The 15,092-nt window shown below is 69.9% G+C and carries 15 protein-coding genes and 1 pseudogene; 9 read left to right on the forward strand and 7 right to left on the reverse strand.

Annotated elements, in window-relative coordinates:
* Window positions 1-86 precede the first annotated feature (86 nt).
* Both SSMG_RS00210 and SSMG_RS00215 read left to right on the forward strand, forming a co-directional pair.
* Window positions 87-458, forward strand: a complete 372-nt coding sequence (locus SSMG_RS00210) for a YciI family protein (RefSeq protein WP_009071621.1) — start codon at window positions 87-89, stop codon at window positions 456-458.
* Window positions 455-1,660: an RNA polymerase sigma factor gene (locus tag SSMG_RS00215; RefSeq protein ID WP_009071623.1), complete on the forward strand. Its 1,206-nt coding sequence runs from the start codon at window positions 455-457 to the stop codon at window positions 1,658-1,660. The genes SSMG_RS00210 and SSMG_RS00215 overlap by 4 nt, the downstream gene beginning before the upstream one ends.
* A gap of 11 nt (window positions 1,661-1,671) precedes the next feature.
* Here the strand turns inward: SSMG_RS00215 and SSMG_RS00220 are convergent, their stop codons facing one another.
* Entirely contained in the window at window positions 1,672-2,115 is a 444-nt protein-coding gene (locus tag SSMG_RS00220) for a MarR family winged helix-turn-helix transcriptional regulator (protein WP_009071624.1), read from the reverse strand.
* An 88-nt stretch (window positions 2,116-2,203) separates the two neighbouring features.
* On the opposite strand from SSMG_RS00220, the gene SSMG_RS00225 reads away from it, so the two are divergent.
* The 6 genes and pseudogenes from SSMG_RS00225 to SSMG_RS00255 all read left to right on the forward strand — a co-directional run bounded on the left by SSMG_RS00225 (window position 2,204) and on the right by SSMG_RS00255 (window position 9,142).
* A complete protein-coding gene (locus tag SSMG_RS00225) occupies window positions 2,204-2,650 on the forward strand; it encodes an SgcJ/EcaC family oxidoreductase (protein ID WP_009071627.1) in 447 nt (148 codons plus the stop codon).
* Window positions 2,651-2,667: 17 nt separating this feature from the next.
* Window positions 2,668-3,294 (forward strand): NAD(P)-dependent oxidoreductase, encoded by a 627-nt coding sequence (locus SSMG_RS00230; protein WP_009071629.1) that lies wholly within the window; start codon window positions 2,668-2,670, stop codon window positions 3,292-3,294.
* A gap of 44 nt (window positions 3,295-3,338) precedes the next feature.
* Window positions 3,339-4,436 (forward strand): annotated as a pseudogene (locus SSMG_RS47515) (AMP-binding protein); the annotation flags it as partial.
* A gap of 572 nt (window positions 4,437-5,008) precedes the next feature.
* Window positions 5,009-5,197 (forward strand): acyl carrier protein, encoded by a 189-nt coding sequence (locus SSMG_RS47520; RefSeq protein WP_353611791.1) that lies wholly within the window; start codon window positions 5,009-5,011, stop codon window positions 5,195-5,197.
* A gap of 333 nt (window positions 5,198-5,530) precedes the next feature.
* Window positions 5,531-8,728, forward strand: a complete 3,198-nt coding sequence (locus SSMG_RS45155; RefSeq protein WP_009071633.1) for a WXG100 family type VII secretion target — start codon at window positions 5,531-5,533, stop codon at window positions 8,726-8,728.
* A gap of 9 nt (window positions 8,729-8,737) precedes the next feature.
* Window positions 8,738-9,142, forward strand: coding sequence for an OmpH family outer membrane protein (locus tag SSMG_RS00255; RefSeq protein ID WP_009071635.1), 405 nt, complete (start codon window positions 8,738-8,740; stop codon window positions 9,140-9,142).
* A 38-nt stretch (window positions 9,143-9,180) separates the two neighbouring features.
* Here SSMG_RS00255 and SSMG_RS00260 read toward each other — a convergent pair whose 3' ends face one another.
* Window positions 9,181-10,170 carry an NADP-dependent oxidoreductase gene (locus SSMG_RS00260; RefSeq protein ID WP_037712083.1) on the reverse strand — a complete coding sequence of 330 codons (990 nt, stop codon included), beginning with the start codon at window positions 10,168-10,170 and terminating at the stop codon, window positions 9,181-9,183.
* Between the two features lie 123 nt (window positions 10,171-10,293).
* Here SSMG_RS00260 and SSMG_RS00265 point away from each other — a divergent pair, with 123 nt between their 5' ends.
* Entirely contained in the window at window positions 10,294-11,205 is a 912-nt protein-coding gene (locus tag SSMG_RS00265) for a LysR family transcriptional regulator (protein WP_009071639.1), read from the forward strand.
* Here the strand turns inward: SSMG_RS00265 and SSMG_RS42180 are convergent.
* Genes SSMG_RS42180 through SSMG_RS00290 form a run of 5 tightly spaced genes read right to left on the reverse strand, consistent with a single transcriptional unit; the run spans window position 11,189 to window position 15,089 of the window.
* A complete protein-coding gene (locus tag SSMG_RS42180; protein WP_009071640.1) occupies window positions 11,189-11,929 on the reverse strand; it encodes a zinc finger Ran-binding domain-containing protein in 741 nt (246 codons plus the stop codon). The genes SSMG_RS00265 and SSMG_RS42180 overlap by 17 nt on opposite strands.
* Window positions 11,913-12,434, reverse strand: coding sequence for a hypothetical protein (locus SSMG_RS00275; protein WP_158687969.1), 522 nt, complete (start codon window positions 12,432-12,434; stop codon window positions 11,913-11,915). The genes SSMG_RS42180 and SSMG_RS00275 overlap by 17 nt, the downstream gene beginning before the upstream one ends.
* On the reverse strand, window positions 12,431-13,132 hold the full coding sequence (locus tag SSMG_RS00280; protein WP_009071643.1) for a vWA domain-containing protein: 702 nt from the start codon (window positions 13,130-13,132) through the stop codon (window positions 12,431-12,433). The genes SSMG_RS00275 and SSMG_RS00280 overlap by 4 nt, the downstream gene beginning before the upstream one ends.
* Window positions 13,129-14,073 carry a protein kinase gene (locus tag SSMG_RS00285; protein ID WP_009071645.1) on the reverse strand — a complete coding sequence of 315 codons (945 nt, stop codon included), beginning with the start codon at window positions 14,071-14,073 and terminating at the stop codon, window positions 13,129-13,131. The genes SSMG_RS00280 and SSMG_RS00285 overlap by 4 nt, the downstream gene beginning before the upstream one ends.
* The gene (locus SSMG_RS00290) at window positions 14,070-15,089 is read right to left on the reverse strand and encodes a hypothetical protein (protein ID WP_009071648.1); all 1,020 of its coding nucleotides are present in this window, start codon (window positions 15,087-15,089) and stop codon (window positions 14,070-14,072) included. The genes SSMG_RS00285 and SSMG_RS00290 overlap by 4 nt, the downstream gene beginning before the upstream one ends.
* Window positions 15,090-15,092: the final 3 nt, after the last annotated feature.

A 15,092-nucleotide genomic window follows, 5' to 3' on the forward strand; every position in this document is an offset into this window, starting at 1 on the left:
CGCGCGTCACATAAGCTCCATGTCCAGAACCCGCCCGCGCCTCCGACCACTTCGCGAAAGACCCCGAAACCGCGAGGAGCAAGACGATGAAGTTCCTGATCAGCCTGCACATCAACCAGTCCGTCCTCGACGCGCTGACCGACGAGGAGAAGGAAGCTCTCGGCAACGGCGTCAGCGCGTTCATGGAGTCGACGAAGAAGTCCGGCGAGCTGATCGCCGCCCAGGCGCTCGCCGATCCGTCGCAGGCCGCGGTCGTGTCGGTCCGCGGCGGGCAGCCGGTGGTGACCGACGGGCCGTTTCTCGAGGCCAAGGAGTTCCTCGGCGGCTACTACCTGATCGACGTCGAGAGCAAGGAGCGCGCGATCGAGCTGGCCGCGCAGGTCCCGGACGCCGCGATCGAGGGGCTCGGCGTCGAGGTGCGCCAGGTGATGTTCTCGGAAGGGCAATTGGACGCGTGAAGCCTCCCTCCGTCGAGGACCTGCTGCGCGAGCTCGTGCCGCAGGTTCTCGGCGTGTTGGTGCGCCGGTACGGCCAGTTCGAGGGCTGCGAGGACGCGGTGCAGGAAGCCGTCCTCGCCGCTTCCCAGCAGTGGCCGGTCGAGGGCGTGCCGAACAATCCGCGCGCCTGGCTGTCGACGGTCGCGTCCCGGCGTTATGTCGACCAGCTCCGCAGCGATCAGGCGCGCCGCGAGCGGGAGCTGGCGAACGCCACCGAGACCGCGCCCGAGGTGCCGGACACCGACGACACGCTGCTTCTGCTGTTCCTCTGCTGTCATCCCGCGTTGACCCCGGCGTCGCAGACCGCGTTGACCCTCCGCGCGGTCGGCGGCCTGACCACGGCCGAGATCGCCCGCGCGTTTCTGGTGCCGGAGGGCACGATGGCGGCGCGCATCAGCCGTGCCAAACAGCGGATCAAGGCGGCGGGCAGTTCGTTTCCGGGTGCCGAAAGCCCGGAGCGGCTGAATGTAGTGCTGCAGGTGCTGTACCTGATTTTCAACGAGGGCTACACCGCGTCGTCCGGCAGCGATCTGCACCGCGCCGACCTGGCGTACGAGGCGATTCGCCTGGCCAGGATGGTGCACGAGCGACTGCCGGACGACAGCGAGGTGACCGGTCTGCTCGCGTTGATGCTGTTAACTCACGCTCGTCGCGCGGCCCGCACCACGCCGTCCGGCGACCTTGTCCCGCTGGCCGAACAGGACCGCACGACGTGGGATCGCGCGATGCTCGACGAGGGCACTGAGCTGGCGAAAGCGTCGCTGGGCGGTGCGCAGCTCGGTCCGTACCAGCTGCAGGCGGCCATCGCCGCGACGCACGCCGACGCGGCGACCGCGGACGAGACCAACTGGCGGCAGGTGCACGCGCTTTACCTGATCCTGGAACGGATCGCGCCGAATCCGATGGTGACGTTGAACCGCGCGATCGCGCTCGCGGAAACCGAGGGGCCGCGCGCCGGGCTCGCTCTGTTGTCCACATTGGACAGCGAGGAGCGGATGGCGCGGCACCACCGGTTGCTGTCGGTGCGGGCGCATTTGCTGGAGAAATCCGGGGATCTGCCCGGTGCGTACGAGAATTACCGGCTGGCCGCGAAGGCGACGGCGAGTATCGCTGAGCAGCGTTTCCTGACCGCCCGGGCCAGTCGGGTGAAGCCGAGCCGGTAACGCGCGGAAGCTCAGGATTCGGCGAGCTGGTCCGTCGCCTGCTGGTAGGCGTCGGCGGCCCGGGCGAAGTAGTCGAACAGGACCGCCACCTCTTCCGGCCGGTAGCCGCGCAGGATCTCGCCGATGCTGGCGCGCGCGGGGGCGAGCGCCTTGTCCAACCCTTCGGGCTGGTGCAACGGCTGGACGACGACCTTGCGCCGGTCGCCGGGGTCCGGTGCGCGGCGGACGTAGCCGCCCTCTTCGAGGCGGTCGACCAGACGCGTGGTCGGGCCGGTGGTCAGGCCGGCCATCCGGCCCAGCTCGCTGGGGGTCATCGCGCCGTGCAGTTCCAGGATGTTCAGCGCGTACAGGTCGGTCGCGCCCAGTCCGACGGCTCGTGCACTGGCCTGGGAGTGCAGCAGCACCGCGCTCAAGTAGCGCCGGTAGACCGCCGACGGATCCTCGGCTGTTGACATCCCGCCTCCCGTCTCATAATCTCTTCCTCAACGAAGAGAAATCTTCAGAGCAGTTACTTCTCTGAAGAAGATACCATGGGGAGACATCATGAACACGCTGGACACGGACGTCGCTGCCATCACCGCCGTGCTGGATCGGCTGGTCGCCGCGTGGGACAGCGCGGACGGTGCCGCGTACGCCGCGGAGTTCACGCCCGACGCCACCTACATCACCTATGTCGGCACCCTCTACCAGGGTGCGGAGGAGATCGGCCGGGCGCACCAAGCGCTCTTCGGCAGCTTCCTCAAGGGCACCCGGTTGCTTCACGAGGTGCAGAGCATTCGCCGCGTCGGGCCCGACTCGGCGCTCGTCATCACCCGGGGCGCGACCGGCAAGGGCGCGAAATCCGCTGAGCTGGACAAGGTCCAGACCTACAGCCTGGTCCGCACCGAGGCCGGGTGGAAGGTCGCGGCCTTCCAGAACACGAAGCGCAAACCGTTGCTGGAAGCGGTGTCCTTCAAGTTCCAGCCGGCGAGCAAACCGGCCGCCGCCTGACCGCGCGGAGGAGTGCCATGTCTTCGCTCGCTGTCGTCGCCGCGACCGGGCGCACCGGCCGGCTGCTCGTCGAACGCGGTCTGGCCGCCGGGCACGAGGTGACCGCCATCGCCCGCGAGCCGGGGAACCTCGACCTCGACCATCCCCGGCTCACCCGCCGCGCCGCCGACGCGCTGGATCCGGAATCGCTGCGCGGGGCGCTCGCCGGACACGAGGCGGTCGTTTCCGCGCTCGGCTCGACCGGTCGCGGCCCCACCACCGTCTATTCCGCCGGGACCGCGGCAATCGTCTCGGCGTTGCCGCCCGGCGCACGGCTGGTCGTGCTCTCCTCCGCCGGTCTCGCGACACCGCCGGACGCCGGGCCGGGTGCCCGGGCGGTCAGCCGGATCCTGCGCTGGGTGCTGCGGCATCCGTACGCGGACATGGCGCGGATGGAAAAGGTGCTGGCCAGCTCCGGGCTCGCGTGGACCGCGGTGCGGCCAAGCGGATTGACCGACCGGCCGGGAACTGGCCGTCCTCGCGTTTCCCTCGATGCCGCCGAACGTCTCGGCCCGCGTACAGCCCGGGCCGATTTGGCCGCCTACGTGGTGGACCACCTGGACGATCCGCGGATTTTCGGGCGGGTGGTCGCGGTCTCGTCGTAGCGGGTAGCTTCGCGGAGGTGTCCCGCACGGTGCCCGACGAGGTCATGCGCGTCTCCATTGTGGACCGGCTGTTCGCCCGCGCCGGCGACGAACGGCCGTTGTTCACCCACCAAGATCACCATCGCGGCGTCGAGCACACGTTGACGTGGGCGGAATTCGCCGCCGAAGTCCGGATCGTGGCGGGGGAATTGCGCCGGATCGCGGAACCGGGCGAGCGCGTCGCGATCCTCGCCGGGCAGGAACTCGCTTATCCGCTGGCGTTTTTCGGCGCGCTCGCCGCCGGGATGGTCGCCGTTCCGTTGATGCTGCCCGGCAATCGCGCGCAGGCCGACCGGCTTTCCGGAGTCCTCGCCGATTCCGGCGCGCGGGTGTGGGCGACGTCGTCCGCCGTCGCGGCGAAGGTGCGCGAGTTCAGCGATTCGGCCGACCTCGTAGTGGTGGACGAGCTGTCCGGGCCGGGCGCCGATCCGGTCCGCGCCGATCCGGAAAGCCCGGCCTACCTGCAGTACACGTCGGGGTCGACGCGCGAACCGGCGGGCGCGGTGATCCCGCACCGGGCGATCGTCGCGGCCTGCTGGCAAGCCAGCCGCGCCTACGGTTCGGACGAGCAGACGACGTGTGCCGGCTGGATTCCGTTCTTCCATGACATGGGCCTGATCCAGTTGCTGTGCCTGCCGGTTTACGTCGGCGGCCGGTCGGTGTTCATGTCCCCGGCGGAGTTCGTGCACCGGCCGCAGCGGTGGCTGCGCCAGCTTTCGGACTATCCGGCCGTCTTCACCGCGGCCCCGAATTTCGCCTACGACCTGGCCGCCGACGTCGGCGCGGAGGACGACCTCGACCTCTCGGACGTCCGCGTCGCGCTCAACGGAGCCGAGCCGGTTCGGCCGCGCACGGTCGAGCGGTTCCACGAAGTATTCGGCCCGTACGGGTTCCGTCCGGAGGCACATCGGCCGTCGTACGGGCTGGCGGAGGCCACGGTGTACGTCGCGAGCGCGGGCGAAGAAGGACCGCGCGGCGCGGTGCTCGACCGGGAAGCGTTGGCCCAGGGCCGCGCCGTCGAAACGCCGGACGGCCAGCCGGTCATGTCGGTGGGACGGCCGGTCGGGCAGCTCGTCCGGATTGTCCACAACGGACACGAGCAGCCCGAGGGCGAGGTCGGCGAGATCTGGGTGCACGGCCCGAACGTCGCGTCCGGCTATTGGGGCCGCGGCGACGCGGAAGCGTTCGGCGGGGTCCTCGACGGGCTCGACGGCTGGTTGCGCACCGGCGACCTGGGCGTCTTCCACCGCGGCGACCTCTACGTCACCGGCAGGCTCAAAGACCTGATCGTCGTCGATGGCCGCAACTTCCACCCGCAGGACCTCGAAGCGGCGGCGGGCGAGGCGCATCCGGCGATCCGCCGCGACCGGGTCGCCGCGTTCGTGCGTCGCCGACGAACAGGGCGAGGGCGCGATGGTGGTCGCGGAATGGGCCCGCGACGCCGAAGCCGAGGTCAAGGACGTGACCCGGGCGGTGCTGCGAGCGGTGTCACGAGAGCACGATCTCACCCTCCGCGCGGTACGCCTGGTCCCTTCTGGCGGACTTCCGCGCACTTCCAGCGGGAAGGTCGCCCGGTCCGCCGCCAAGGCGCGTTACGGTGGCGTCCGTGGGTGATCACTGCGCCGAGGTCACGAAGGTCGTCAGCGACACCTTCCGGCTCGACCCGGCCCTCGTCGTGCCCGACGCTCCGCTCGAGGAGCTCGGCATCGACTCGAAGGGCCGGATCCGGCTTCTCGCGGCGCTGGAGATCTACTACGACGTGTCGATCGATCTGGACGAGCTCGATCGGTTCACCGACGTGGAATCCGTGGCGGACGTGCTCGCGGAGGCCCTGGCAGCTAGCCGAGCTGAGGAGAAGCACTGAAATGAGCGGTGGGGGCGGGTACACCGCGACAACCGAAGCGTTGTCGAAGGCGTCGAAGAACATCGGTGACCTGGCGGAGAAACTCCTTGACGACAATCCGGACCTGGAAAACTCCGAGCTGACCAAGGAGAAGTTCGGGCGCGTGCACCAGGCGCACGCCGACAAGTACCTCGAGGGCGCCAAGCAGCTGTGGGGCGCGCTCTCCGGGTACAGCAAGGCTCTCGAAGCGTTCGGCACGAACATCGGCACCGCCGGGTCCGCGTACGGCAAGAACGAGGACAACCAGGCCGGCACGATCGACAAGACCGGCAACGGCGTCGACGGGATTCTCTGATGGCGGACGAAAACAAGCCGAAGACGTGGCCGGATGTCAAGGCGCTGCTCGACAACTCGGCGGTGCCGCCGGAGCTGAAGGACGGGCTGCTCCGGGCGTGGGTCAACGAACATCCGAACCCGGGCGGCGACGAGGGCAAGGACGTCGAGAAGTACCTCAAGGCCTACGGGCGGACGTTCATCACCATCCCGAAGAATCCGTTCGAAATGCCGGGCGGCGCCCCGAAACTCGACGAGATCTACGAGGAGGCCCGGCGGAAGGGCCAGCAGAACAGCTACAACCAGGACGAGAAGAAGAAGGAAGTCGACAAGGGCAAGGGCGAGCTCGACAAGAAGCAGCCGCCCGCGCCCGGCGAGGGCAAGGACGCCGGGGCCACCGGCACCAAGACTTCCGACGAACTCTTCGACCCGGCGGCCGCCGCGCTGCGAGTGTTCGAGACCTTCGGCGGGCTGCTCGAGAAAATCCCCGACGACTGCAAGGGGAACACGCGCAAGCTCGACCTCGACAAGGACATCCGCGGTCCGTTCGACGAGCAGCGCGGGATCAGCTTCGAGAGTTTCGTCAACGACGCCATGCATTTCAAGCACGGCTCGGAAACCGTGAAGGCGACGCTGACCGACACCGGGACCGAACTCGGCACCCTGTTCGGGACCTGGACCGGCGCCGGTGCCGACGCGGCGTCGGACCGGTACAACGAGAGCATCCAGAAGAAGGCGGCGAAGCTGGGGGAGGACCTCAGCCACGCCAGCGAAGCGACGCTGCACACCACGAAGACGCTGTTCGACCTGTGCAAGGGGAAGGCCGACCAGGTCATCGCCCTGTACCGCGACCAGGTCGGCAAGGCTGATTACACGATGGCGCAGAAGGTCATCGCGGTCGCCAACGGCGAGCACGGCAGCGTCAACGACCTGGCCCAGATCGCCGGGTGGATGGACTACAACTTCGGCACCAACCTGGTCGACACCCTCAACGACCAGGGCTGCTGCGACGACGACGAGATCCAGAGCCACGGCAAGGACCTCGCCAAGCAGTGGATCATGAACCAGTTCAACCCCGACATGTGGGACACCATCTACCTGGGGTTCGAGAAGGCCTGCAAGGACGCCAAGGACCTCGTCGACAAGGCTTACGACGCCCTCGACAAGGAGATGGGCAAGCTCAAGAACAAGTTCGAGGGCGCCACGGACGGCGGAGCTGGCGGGGCCGGGGGCTCGGGTGGTCCCGGCGGGCCTGGTGGCGGTGGTCCTGGCGGTGGCGGTCAGGGGCCGGGCGGGGGCGGCCAAGGCGGCGGTCCGGGTTCTGGCGGTCCGGGTTCTGGCGGTCAGGGTAACGGGCGGTTACGGCGGTGGCCAGGGTGGCTACGGCGGTGGTTCCGGCAGCGGTCACGGTGGCGGCACTGGGGGTGGCACTGGCGGCGGGTCCGGTTCGGACATTCCGCAGGCCCTCCTTCCGGCGGCGCGGGCGGCGGCTTTGGCGGCGGTACGGGAGGCGGCACCGGCGGCGGATCCGGTTCGGGTGGCGGTTCCGGCAGCGGATCCGGCGGAGGCGGCGGGAAAGTTCCCGACCTCGACGTCCCGTCCGAGGTGCCGGGCGGCGGTCCCCTCGGCGGGGGCTCGGGCGGCGGGACTGGCGGCGGCGGTCCGGTGGACGGCCCGCCGATCAAGACCGACTCCGGCGGCGGATCCGGCTCCGGCGGGCCTGGTTCCGGTTCGGGCTCGGGCGGTTCCGGGGGGCCGGACCAGGGCCAGTCCGAGGAAGAAGCCAAGCAGCGGGCCGAGGAAGAGGCCAAGCAGAAGGCTCAGGCGGAGGCGAAGCAAAAGGCCGAAGCCGCGATGGAGTCGCTGAAGAAGGACTCGCAGGGCAGTCACGGCGGCGCTCCCCTCGGCGGACCGGGCGGCGGCGAACCCGGTTCGCCCGGCCCCGACGGCAAGGGCCCGGACGACAAGGGTTCCGACGGCAAGGGCCCGGACGACAAGGTTCCCGGCGACAAGGGCGGCGGCGGTTCGCCCGGCGGCGGCGGTCCGGTGGACGGCCCGCCGATCAAGACCGACCCCGCCGACGGCGGCCCAGGTGGCGACGACGGCAAGCCGGGCGACGGCAAGCCCGACGACGACAAGAACCACGACGGCAAGCCCGACGAGGACGGCCGGGAGGTCCTGAAGGTCAAGCAGGGCGACAAGACGTTCGAGATGTCCGAGCCGGATCACGACGGCAAGATGGACATCAAGATCGGCGAGGGCTCCGGGCCCGTCAAGGACTTCAAGATCGACTGGTCCGACGACAAGTCCGCGCACGACGGCGGGGACGGTCAGCACGGCGACGAGGTCCACCACCCCGGTCCGGACGGCAAGATCCACCTCCGCGACGGCGACACGAAGATCACCGCCGAGCGTCCGGACGGGCCGAACGGGCCGACTGTCGTCACGGTCGACGACGGCAAGGGCAACCCGACGACCTACACCCTCGGCGAGGAGGACAAGCCGCACGGCACGCGTCCGGTCGACCATGGTCCGGAGATGCCCGGCGACAGCACCGGCCACCACGCGGGCGACGGTCCTGGCCAGCACCCCGGTGACCACAAGGGACCCGACGGTCCCGGGCACGGCGGTGCCTCGCCCAGCAGCCACCCCGTCGGGCGTCCGAGCGAAGGCGGCCCGGGCCCGGAAATCTCGCACACCGGCGACCCGCTCGGCGGGCATCCGGCAGGCGACCCGGCGCATCCGGCGGGAGACGGCCCCGGGCAGGGAGCGTCGCACGGCGGCGGACACCACGCGGGAGAACCGGTCCAGCCGCTGGACCACGGCGTTCCGAGCGGCGCGCCGGGCCATCCGATCCAGGGCGGTCCGGGACCAGAGGTTTCGCACACCGGCGTGCCTGCCGGTATCCCGAGTGCTCCGCTGCACGGCGGGCCCGTAGTCGGGGTCGACAGCACGCCCGTGTCCGGTACCCACACCGGCGGCGGGTTCTCGCAACCCGCGGGCGACCACTCCGGCGGGGGTCAGCCCGGTGGCGCCGGAATGCCCGGCATGGGCGCGATGGGCGGCGGACACGGCGGCGGTGGCGGCGGTGGCGAAACCGAGCGGCGCGCGGCGTACCGCGTGGAGGGCGCGGTCTTCGACAACCTCGCCGAACCCGCCAGCCGGATCACTGGTTCACTCGACGATGACGACGACGCGCCGATCATCCGGACCAGGTAGGAGGGACGCATGAGCGAAACCGCCGCGATGAAGGCCGAACTGGACGCGCTGGTCCGGGAGCAGGCCGATCGCCGGGCGCTGCGCGAGCAGAAGGCCGAGGAGATCAAGGCGCAGTCCCAGGAGTACATGACCAAGCAGGTGCAGGCGGCCGAACGGTACGTCCAGCACCGGCGGGAATTGGGCAAGCGCAAGACCAAGTCCGGCTGGAGCACGGACCGGCCGAGCACCGACCCGCCCTCGGCGTTCGACTCCGACGAGTTCGGCAACGAGCCGGGTTCGGCCTCCCCGTTCGCGGTGACACCGAACCAGCCCGCCCTGCGGACCGAGGCACCGCGTCGTCCGGCGCGCCGCCCGCGTCCGGTGGAGGACGACGAGGACGACGACGCTTTCCTCAACAACCGCTGGCGCGATTGAGGTCCTGAACCGGGAGGGGCTGCGCGGCCCCTCCCGGTTCAGACCCGGACGAGCATTTTCCCGACGTTCTCCCCGCACAGCATCCCGATGAACGCGTCCACGATGCCGGAAAACCCTTCCGCCACAGTCTCATTCACCAGCACTCGCCCGCTGCGGACGTGCGGGACCACGAATTCCTCGAACTCTTCGCGGGCGTCCAGGTGATTGCGCACCAGAAACCCTTCGATCCGAAGGCTTTTCCCGACGACGTCGAACAGGTTGTGCGGCGCGCTCGGTGGCGTGCGCAGACTGTTGTACTGCGCGACCGAACCGCACCAGGCGACCCGGCCGTGGTCGCGGAGGGCGTCGATCGCGGCAGCCAGGTGATCGCCGCCGACATTGTCGAAATACACGTCGATCCCGTCCGGAGCCGCTTTCGCGAGCAGATCGGTGACCGGGCCGTCGTGGTAGTTGAAGGCGGCGTCGAAACCGAGATCGCGAGTTAGGTGCTCGACCTTCGCCGCGGACCCGGCGCTGCCGACGATCCGTTGTGCGCCAAGCAACCGGGCGAGCTGTCCGGCCGCGCTGCCGACCGCACCGGCCGCGGCGGAGATGAACACGTCGTCGCCGGGACGGACCTGCGCGATCCGGGTCAGGCCGACGTACGCGGTGAGCCCGGTCCCACCGAGAATGCCCAGGTAGGCGCTGAGCGGAACGCCGTCCGCCGGGGTGATCGTCCGGAGGTCGGCGGTGGTGAGGACGGCGTGGGTCGCCCAGCCGTGCCGGTGGAACACCGTCGTGCCGACCGGCAGCGTCGGCTCCTTCGACTCGACGACCTCGCCGATCGTGCGTCCTTCGAGACCCGCGCCGAGTTCCCAGCCACCCCACTCCATGAACTCGCGCATATACGGATCGACGGACAGGTAACGGTTCTCGACCAGCACCTGTCCGTCGGCGAGGTCCGGCAGCGGCTGGGTGACGAACTCGAAATCAGCGGCACTCGGCGCGCCCTCGGGGCGGCGGACCTGGCGGACGGCGGTCAGGGACACGGGATCTCCTTGGTTGGCTCTGACCAGCAACTTAAGCGTGACAACGCCACTCGGGCAGATCTCCGGATCGATGGACCGGCTTGATCCATGAATCTCGCTCATGGTGGCAGCTAGGCTGGCCGCATGGATGCTGTCGACCTCACGCCGGGCGAGCTGCGCCTGCTGCTCGCGGTGGAGCGCACCGGCAGCTTCACCGCCGCGGCCGCCGAGCTGAGCCTGACTCAGTCCGCGGTCTCGCACGCCGTCCGGACCTGCGAACGCAAGGTCGGCGCCATCCTGTTCGACCGCGGCCGCACCGGCGCCCGACCCACCGCGGCCGGTGCCCGCGCACTCGTGCACGCCCGGCTGATCCTGCGCCAACTCGACGTCCTTCGCGCGGAAGCCCGAGGCGCGGCCGCCGGGGCACTGACCGGTCCGTTGCGCATCGCCGCTTTCCGCAGCGCCGCCGCACATCTCCTGCCCGCGGCACTGGAACGCTTGACCGCCAAGCATTCCGGTCTGCACCCGCAGGTCCTGATCGTCCCCGAACTGGGCCGCGGCACCGCGGGCGAGGTCGCCGACGGCCGCGCGGACGTCGCCATCGCCACCCTCGGCGAGGACGAAACCCCACCGACCGGTTTGGTCGCCGGGGAACTGTTCCGGGAGCCGTACTTCCTGGTCAACCCAGGAAACCAGCCCGAACCGCGCGGCCTGCCGCTGCTTGACTGGCCGGAAAACTGCTCCTCCTACACCCGCTCCTGGTGGGCCCGGCAGGACTGGCTGCCTTCCACGAAAATGGAAGTCGCCGACGACGGGGTGGTCCTTTCCATGGTGGCGCAAGGGATCGGCATGGCGATCCTGCCGAAACTCACGCTCGCCGCCGCCCCGCCGGGCGTCTCGGTCACCCCGATCGCCGACCCGCCCACGCGGCGGATCGGATACGTCGCGACTTACGCGGGTGCGCAATCCCTCGCGGTGCGCGAGTTGGTCCGGGAATTGCGCGCGGTGGCCGAGTTGCAGGCGGTCGAGGAGACCGGCCTTACCGCACCGGGGTGAGCTGTTCCCGGCCGATGACCCGGTCGCGGTACCGGACCGTCAGGTCGAGTCCGGAGATCTCGTAGTGGTAATCGCCGTTGGAAGCAGTGAATCCGGCGGAAGTCTTGTCGGCCGGAAGCGAGACGTGGTTCTCCGCCGTGACCGGTTTGCCCTTGATCTGGCCGTTGTAGCGGTAGGAACCGTCCGAGCCGACGCAGATCGTCACGAGGTGCTTGCCGGTGTCGTACCTGGCCACCAAACTCGCTCCGGCTCCGGAGTCGGGAAGCCACTGGGCCGCCTCGGCCGGGCACGGTGCCGTGGCCGAGGTTTGCGGGGGTTGCCGCAACTGCGAGCCGAGGTTGGCGAGGAAGTCGCTGCCGTACACGAGGGCCAGGAAGCCGAAGACACCCAGCATCACCCACGGGAAGACCCGCCGTTTCCTCCGGCGCCGGACATACGGGCGCGGAGTGCACGACGGCGGCTTCGGCAGGGCCTTCGGCGGAGGCGGCCGCATCGGCGGCGGGGGTTTCGGGGCCAGCGCGATCGTCGGCCGCTCCGCTTCGGTGTGCTTGGATTCCACGAACGCGACGGTTTCCTCGGCCGAGATCGCGAGCGGACGATGGTCGGGCAGGGCCAGTTCTCCGGTCGCGCTGCCGGCTTCCCGGCCGCAGACCCGGCACGTCGACTGTTGTGCGTAGTTGTTCGTATGGCAGGAGTCGCACGACCAATCAGCTTTGTCCGGCATCGAATACCACCACCTCGTCGTCGTCTCCGGAGCGGAAGGTCACCCAGTTCTCGTCGCGGGGAGCGCGACGGACCGGAAGCGGCGCGAGCACCGGAGCCGACGGCGGCGCGGGCGGCCTCGGGGGAGCGGAACCGTGGTGCCCCACCGCGGTCACCTCGTCGACCAGCCTCTGCAGGAAGATCCGGTGCCGCTCCGGGAACCACATCGGGAGTTCGACCAGTGCGTCCCGGCCCCAGCGCGCGGTCAGGTCCAGCCGGAGCAGTTCCTGGCCCGCCAGCCCGGGTTCGACCGAGAGCGCCGCCGCGGTGCAGTTGCGGACCGGGACCCGGAACACCGCCTGCGGAGTCCCCGGGCGCGGGCGTTCGCTGATGATCAGCAACGCCCGGTCCCGGTACAGCACGACGTCCGGCCCTTCGATCGGCGGCGGCAGCGGACGAGGGGGAGCCTGCGCCGGCGGCGGCACCGCCTGGCGGCGTCGGCTCGGCCAGCGGAAGCGCCTGCTCAAAGGCTGCTCGCGATCGTCGCGATGATCTGGTCCATTTCCCATTCCTCGAGCCCTTCGCCCGCGGTGGACGGGAAGAAGAGCGTGTTGTTCCAGTCGTCGGCGATGTCCTCCCACGGATAGGCCTCGGGGGCGAAGAGCAGGAGCCGTTTGGCCGAGTTCTCCATGCGTGCTCCGCGCTGCTGGGCGTGGCCCCACCAGGAGAAAAGCTCGTCCAGCGAACCCGGGATCGAGGACGGGTAGCCTGCCGCGCCGCGTTGCCGCGGATCGCCGAGCCGGTGCGCGGGCGCGTCGGTGAAGAGAACGATCACGTGCCGCCGCCGGTCGAGACCGGTCTCCCATTCGGACTGCATCGCGACGGCGAGCGCTTCCAGCCCGGACTCGGGTTCGTCCCCGCCGCCGACCGGACGCAGTGCGCGGACGGTGCGTTCGAACTCGTCCACCTTCGCGGGGACGGAAAGGAACTCGGTCTCGGCCAAGGCGTCGTCGGCGCGGTCCCCGAAATCGCGGAACGCCACGACCTTCAAGCGCAGGCTGCGGATCCGCCTGCCCTTGTCGGCCATCTCTTGCATGAGCCTGCCGGGGAAGGTCAGCGCGCTCTCCTTCACGTTGTCCAGGATCGGCTGCATGCTCGCCGTGGTGTCGATGCACAACACGATGTCGACGGCGTAGCCGAGATCGGTCGCGGTTTGCTGGCTCATCGGTTTCCTTTCGCTGGAACGCGGCCGGTGAGGTTGATCCGGACCCGGCTGCGCGCGGCCGGCTGATGCTGCGCGCGCAGCAGGGAAAGCACGTCGTCGATGGCGGGCCGGGCCGACGGACGGTCCCGCATCGTGCCGGACAGCAATTCCGCCCAGTCCTCCGGCAATGCCGGGTCGAGTTTCAGGTCGGCGCCGGCGAGGACCGCCGCGGCGGGGGATTCGAATTCCGCCGGGAACTCGGGCGGGGTGCCGGCCACATAAGTGTGGATCAGCAGTCCCAGCGCGAAAATATCCGCCGCGGTGGTGAGCTGGGACGACCGGACGCCCCGCTCGCCGCGCAGATAGCTGAGCCATTCCGGCGCGCCGTAGTACGGGTTTCCGCCGACCTCCCCGGCTTTCGGCGGTGCGCCCGAAACGTAGGAATCGTCGAAGTCGATCAGTTTCGCGATGTGCAGATCGCTGCGCGGCGGCCGGTGGATCAGCACGTTCTCCGGCCGGAGGTCGCCGTGGACGATCTTGTGCTCGTGCAGCAGCGCGACGCTCTCGCAGAGGGTGTGCAACAGGATGGCGCGATCGCGCGGGGCCAGGTCCGCGGGAGCCACGTCCACCGGGTCGATCCGGTCGGTGATCTTGTAGTAGCGCGTCCCTTCGGCGAAAAAGTCCTTCGCCAGCACGAGATTTCCGGCGTGCGGATGGTCCGCGCGCAGGATCCGCGACAGTTTTTCGTGCCGTTGCTCGAATTTCCGGCAGGCGGCGAGGCGGCGTTTCTTGTCCTCGACCGAGCCCATCGAGTCCGGACGCGGGCGTTTGGGCTCGAGGAACTCCTTGACGAAGAATTCCTTGCCGTCCTTGCGGGCGAACGCCCACAGGCATTTGCCGGCGTTCGCGTTCGACGGGCGCGTGACGATCTCGTAGCCCCGCACCGCCGAGCCGAGTTTCACGAGCCGTTCCTTTCTCGCGGGGGAAGCCGTCGTTCGTAGTGCCCGCGGTAGGCGAGCCAGGAGCGAGTTCTGGTTTCGACCAAGGCGGTCCGCCCGCCCGCGGCCGCCCGGCGCATCGGTTCGGCGTGTTCTTCGCGCAGCCGGTCGAACCGGGTCCGGAAGCTCGCGCGGACGGCGGCGAAATCCTCGAACCCGAGCGCGACGATCGCGATCGACGCGTCGTCCTGGGTGTAGGACTGGACCTTCTCGGTGAGCAGAATCGACCAGTGCAGCTCGTCCTGCGCGCTCAGCAACGTCTCCCACAGCGCGTGCTCGAACTCCGCGGGAGTGCCGACGTAGCCGAAGAATCCGTCGGTCGCCGTGACGAGCAGGCACGGCAGCCGGGCGGTTCCCTGGCCGCCGTGGATCTGGAACGGGCCGCCCGCCTGGACCAGGTTGGTCATCGGCGGGTCTTGCAGCAGCAGTTCCAGCGCGTCGCCGGGCTCGGCGTCGTCGAGGCTGAGCTGCTGCAGTCCGGCGCGGGGTTCCGCTACGTAGCAGCGGGAATCCCCGGCCCACAGCACGTGCCACGAGACCTGTCCGTCGGCCAGTTCGAAGGCCAACCCGGCGAAGGTGGTCGGAAGTTCGCGCTGGAGCTTCCCCCGGATCCTTCGCGGGCGCAGCACGCCGGCGCCCAGCCGGTTGCCGAGATGCGCCGCGAGCACGTGCGGGGCGATGTTCGCCCGCGCGTCGGTGAACCACTCTTCGACGAGCGCGCGGGCCCGGCGGGACGCGAGCCAGGCTTGGGTGCGCAGTTGCCCGGACGGCGTTCGGCCCGCCGGGGCCCGGCCCGCGCCGCCGACCCCGTCGAAGACGGCGAGCAGCCCGGACCTCGACGGCCGGTGCAGGAGCACGAGCGGGTCGGCGTCCTCGCCCTTCCCCGGGATCCGTTCCGTCCACACCGCGACCGCGGCGAGTGCTTCTTCGGTGTAGTGCCAGAGGCGTGCGCCGCCTCGCGCACCGGGAGGTACGTCCATGCC

The organism is Streptomyces sp. AA4 (genome assembly GCF_000158875.1).
GTDB lineage: Bacteria > Actinomycetota > Actinomycetes > Mycobacteriales > Pseudonocardiaceae > Amycolatopsis.

Bases quoted from the DNA above. Each gene is read 5' to 3' on its own strand.
- SSMG_RS00220 (WP_009071624.1), bottom strand. From the start codon at position 2,115: ATGTCAACAGCCGAGGATCCGTCGGCGGTCTACCGGCGCTACTTGAGC.
- SSMG_RS00225 (WP_009071627.1), top strand. From the start codon at position 2,204: ATGAACACGCTGGACACGGACGTCGCTGCCATCACCGCCGTGCTGGAT.
- SSMG_RS00230 (WP_009071629.1), top strand. From the start codon at position 2,668: ATGTCTTCGCTCGCTGTCGTCGCCGCGACCGGGCGCACCGGCCGGCTG.
- SSMG_RS42180 (WP_009071640.1), bottom strand. From the start codon at position 11,929: ATGCCGGACAAAGCTGATTGGTCGTGCGACTCCTGCCATACGAACAAC.
- SSMG_RS00265 (WP_009071639.1), top strand. From the start codon at position 10,294: ATGGATGCTGTCGACCTCACGCCGGGCGAGCTGCGCCTGCTGCTCGCG.
- SSMG_RS00255 (WP_009071635.1), top strand. From the start codon at position 8,738: ATGAGCGAAACCGCCGCGATGAAGGCCGAACTGGACGCGCTGGTCCGG.
- SSMG_RS00210 (WP_009071621.1), top strand. From the start codon at position 87: ATGAAGTTCCTGATCAGCCTGCACATCAACCAGTCCGTCCTCGACGCG.
- SSMG_RS00280 (WP_009071643.1), bottom strand. From the start codon at position 13,132: ATGAGCCAGCAAACCGCGACCGATCTCGGCTACGCCGTCGACATCGTG.
- SSMG_RS00290 (WP_009071648.1), bottom strand. From the start codon at position 15,089: ATGGACGTACCTCCCGGTGCGCGAGGCGGCGCACGCCTCTGGCACTAC.
- SSMG_RS45155 (WP_009071633.1), top strand. From the start codon at position 5,531: ATGGCGGACGAAAACAAGCCGAAGACGTGGCCGGATGTCAAGGCGCTG.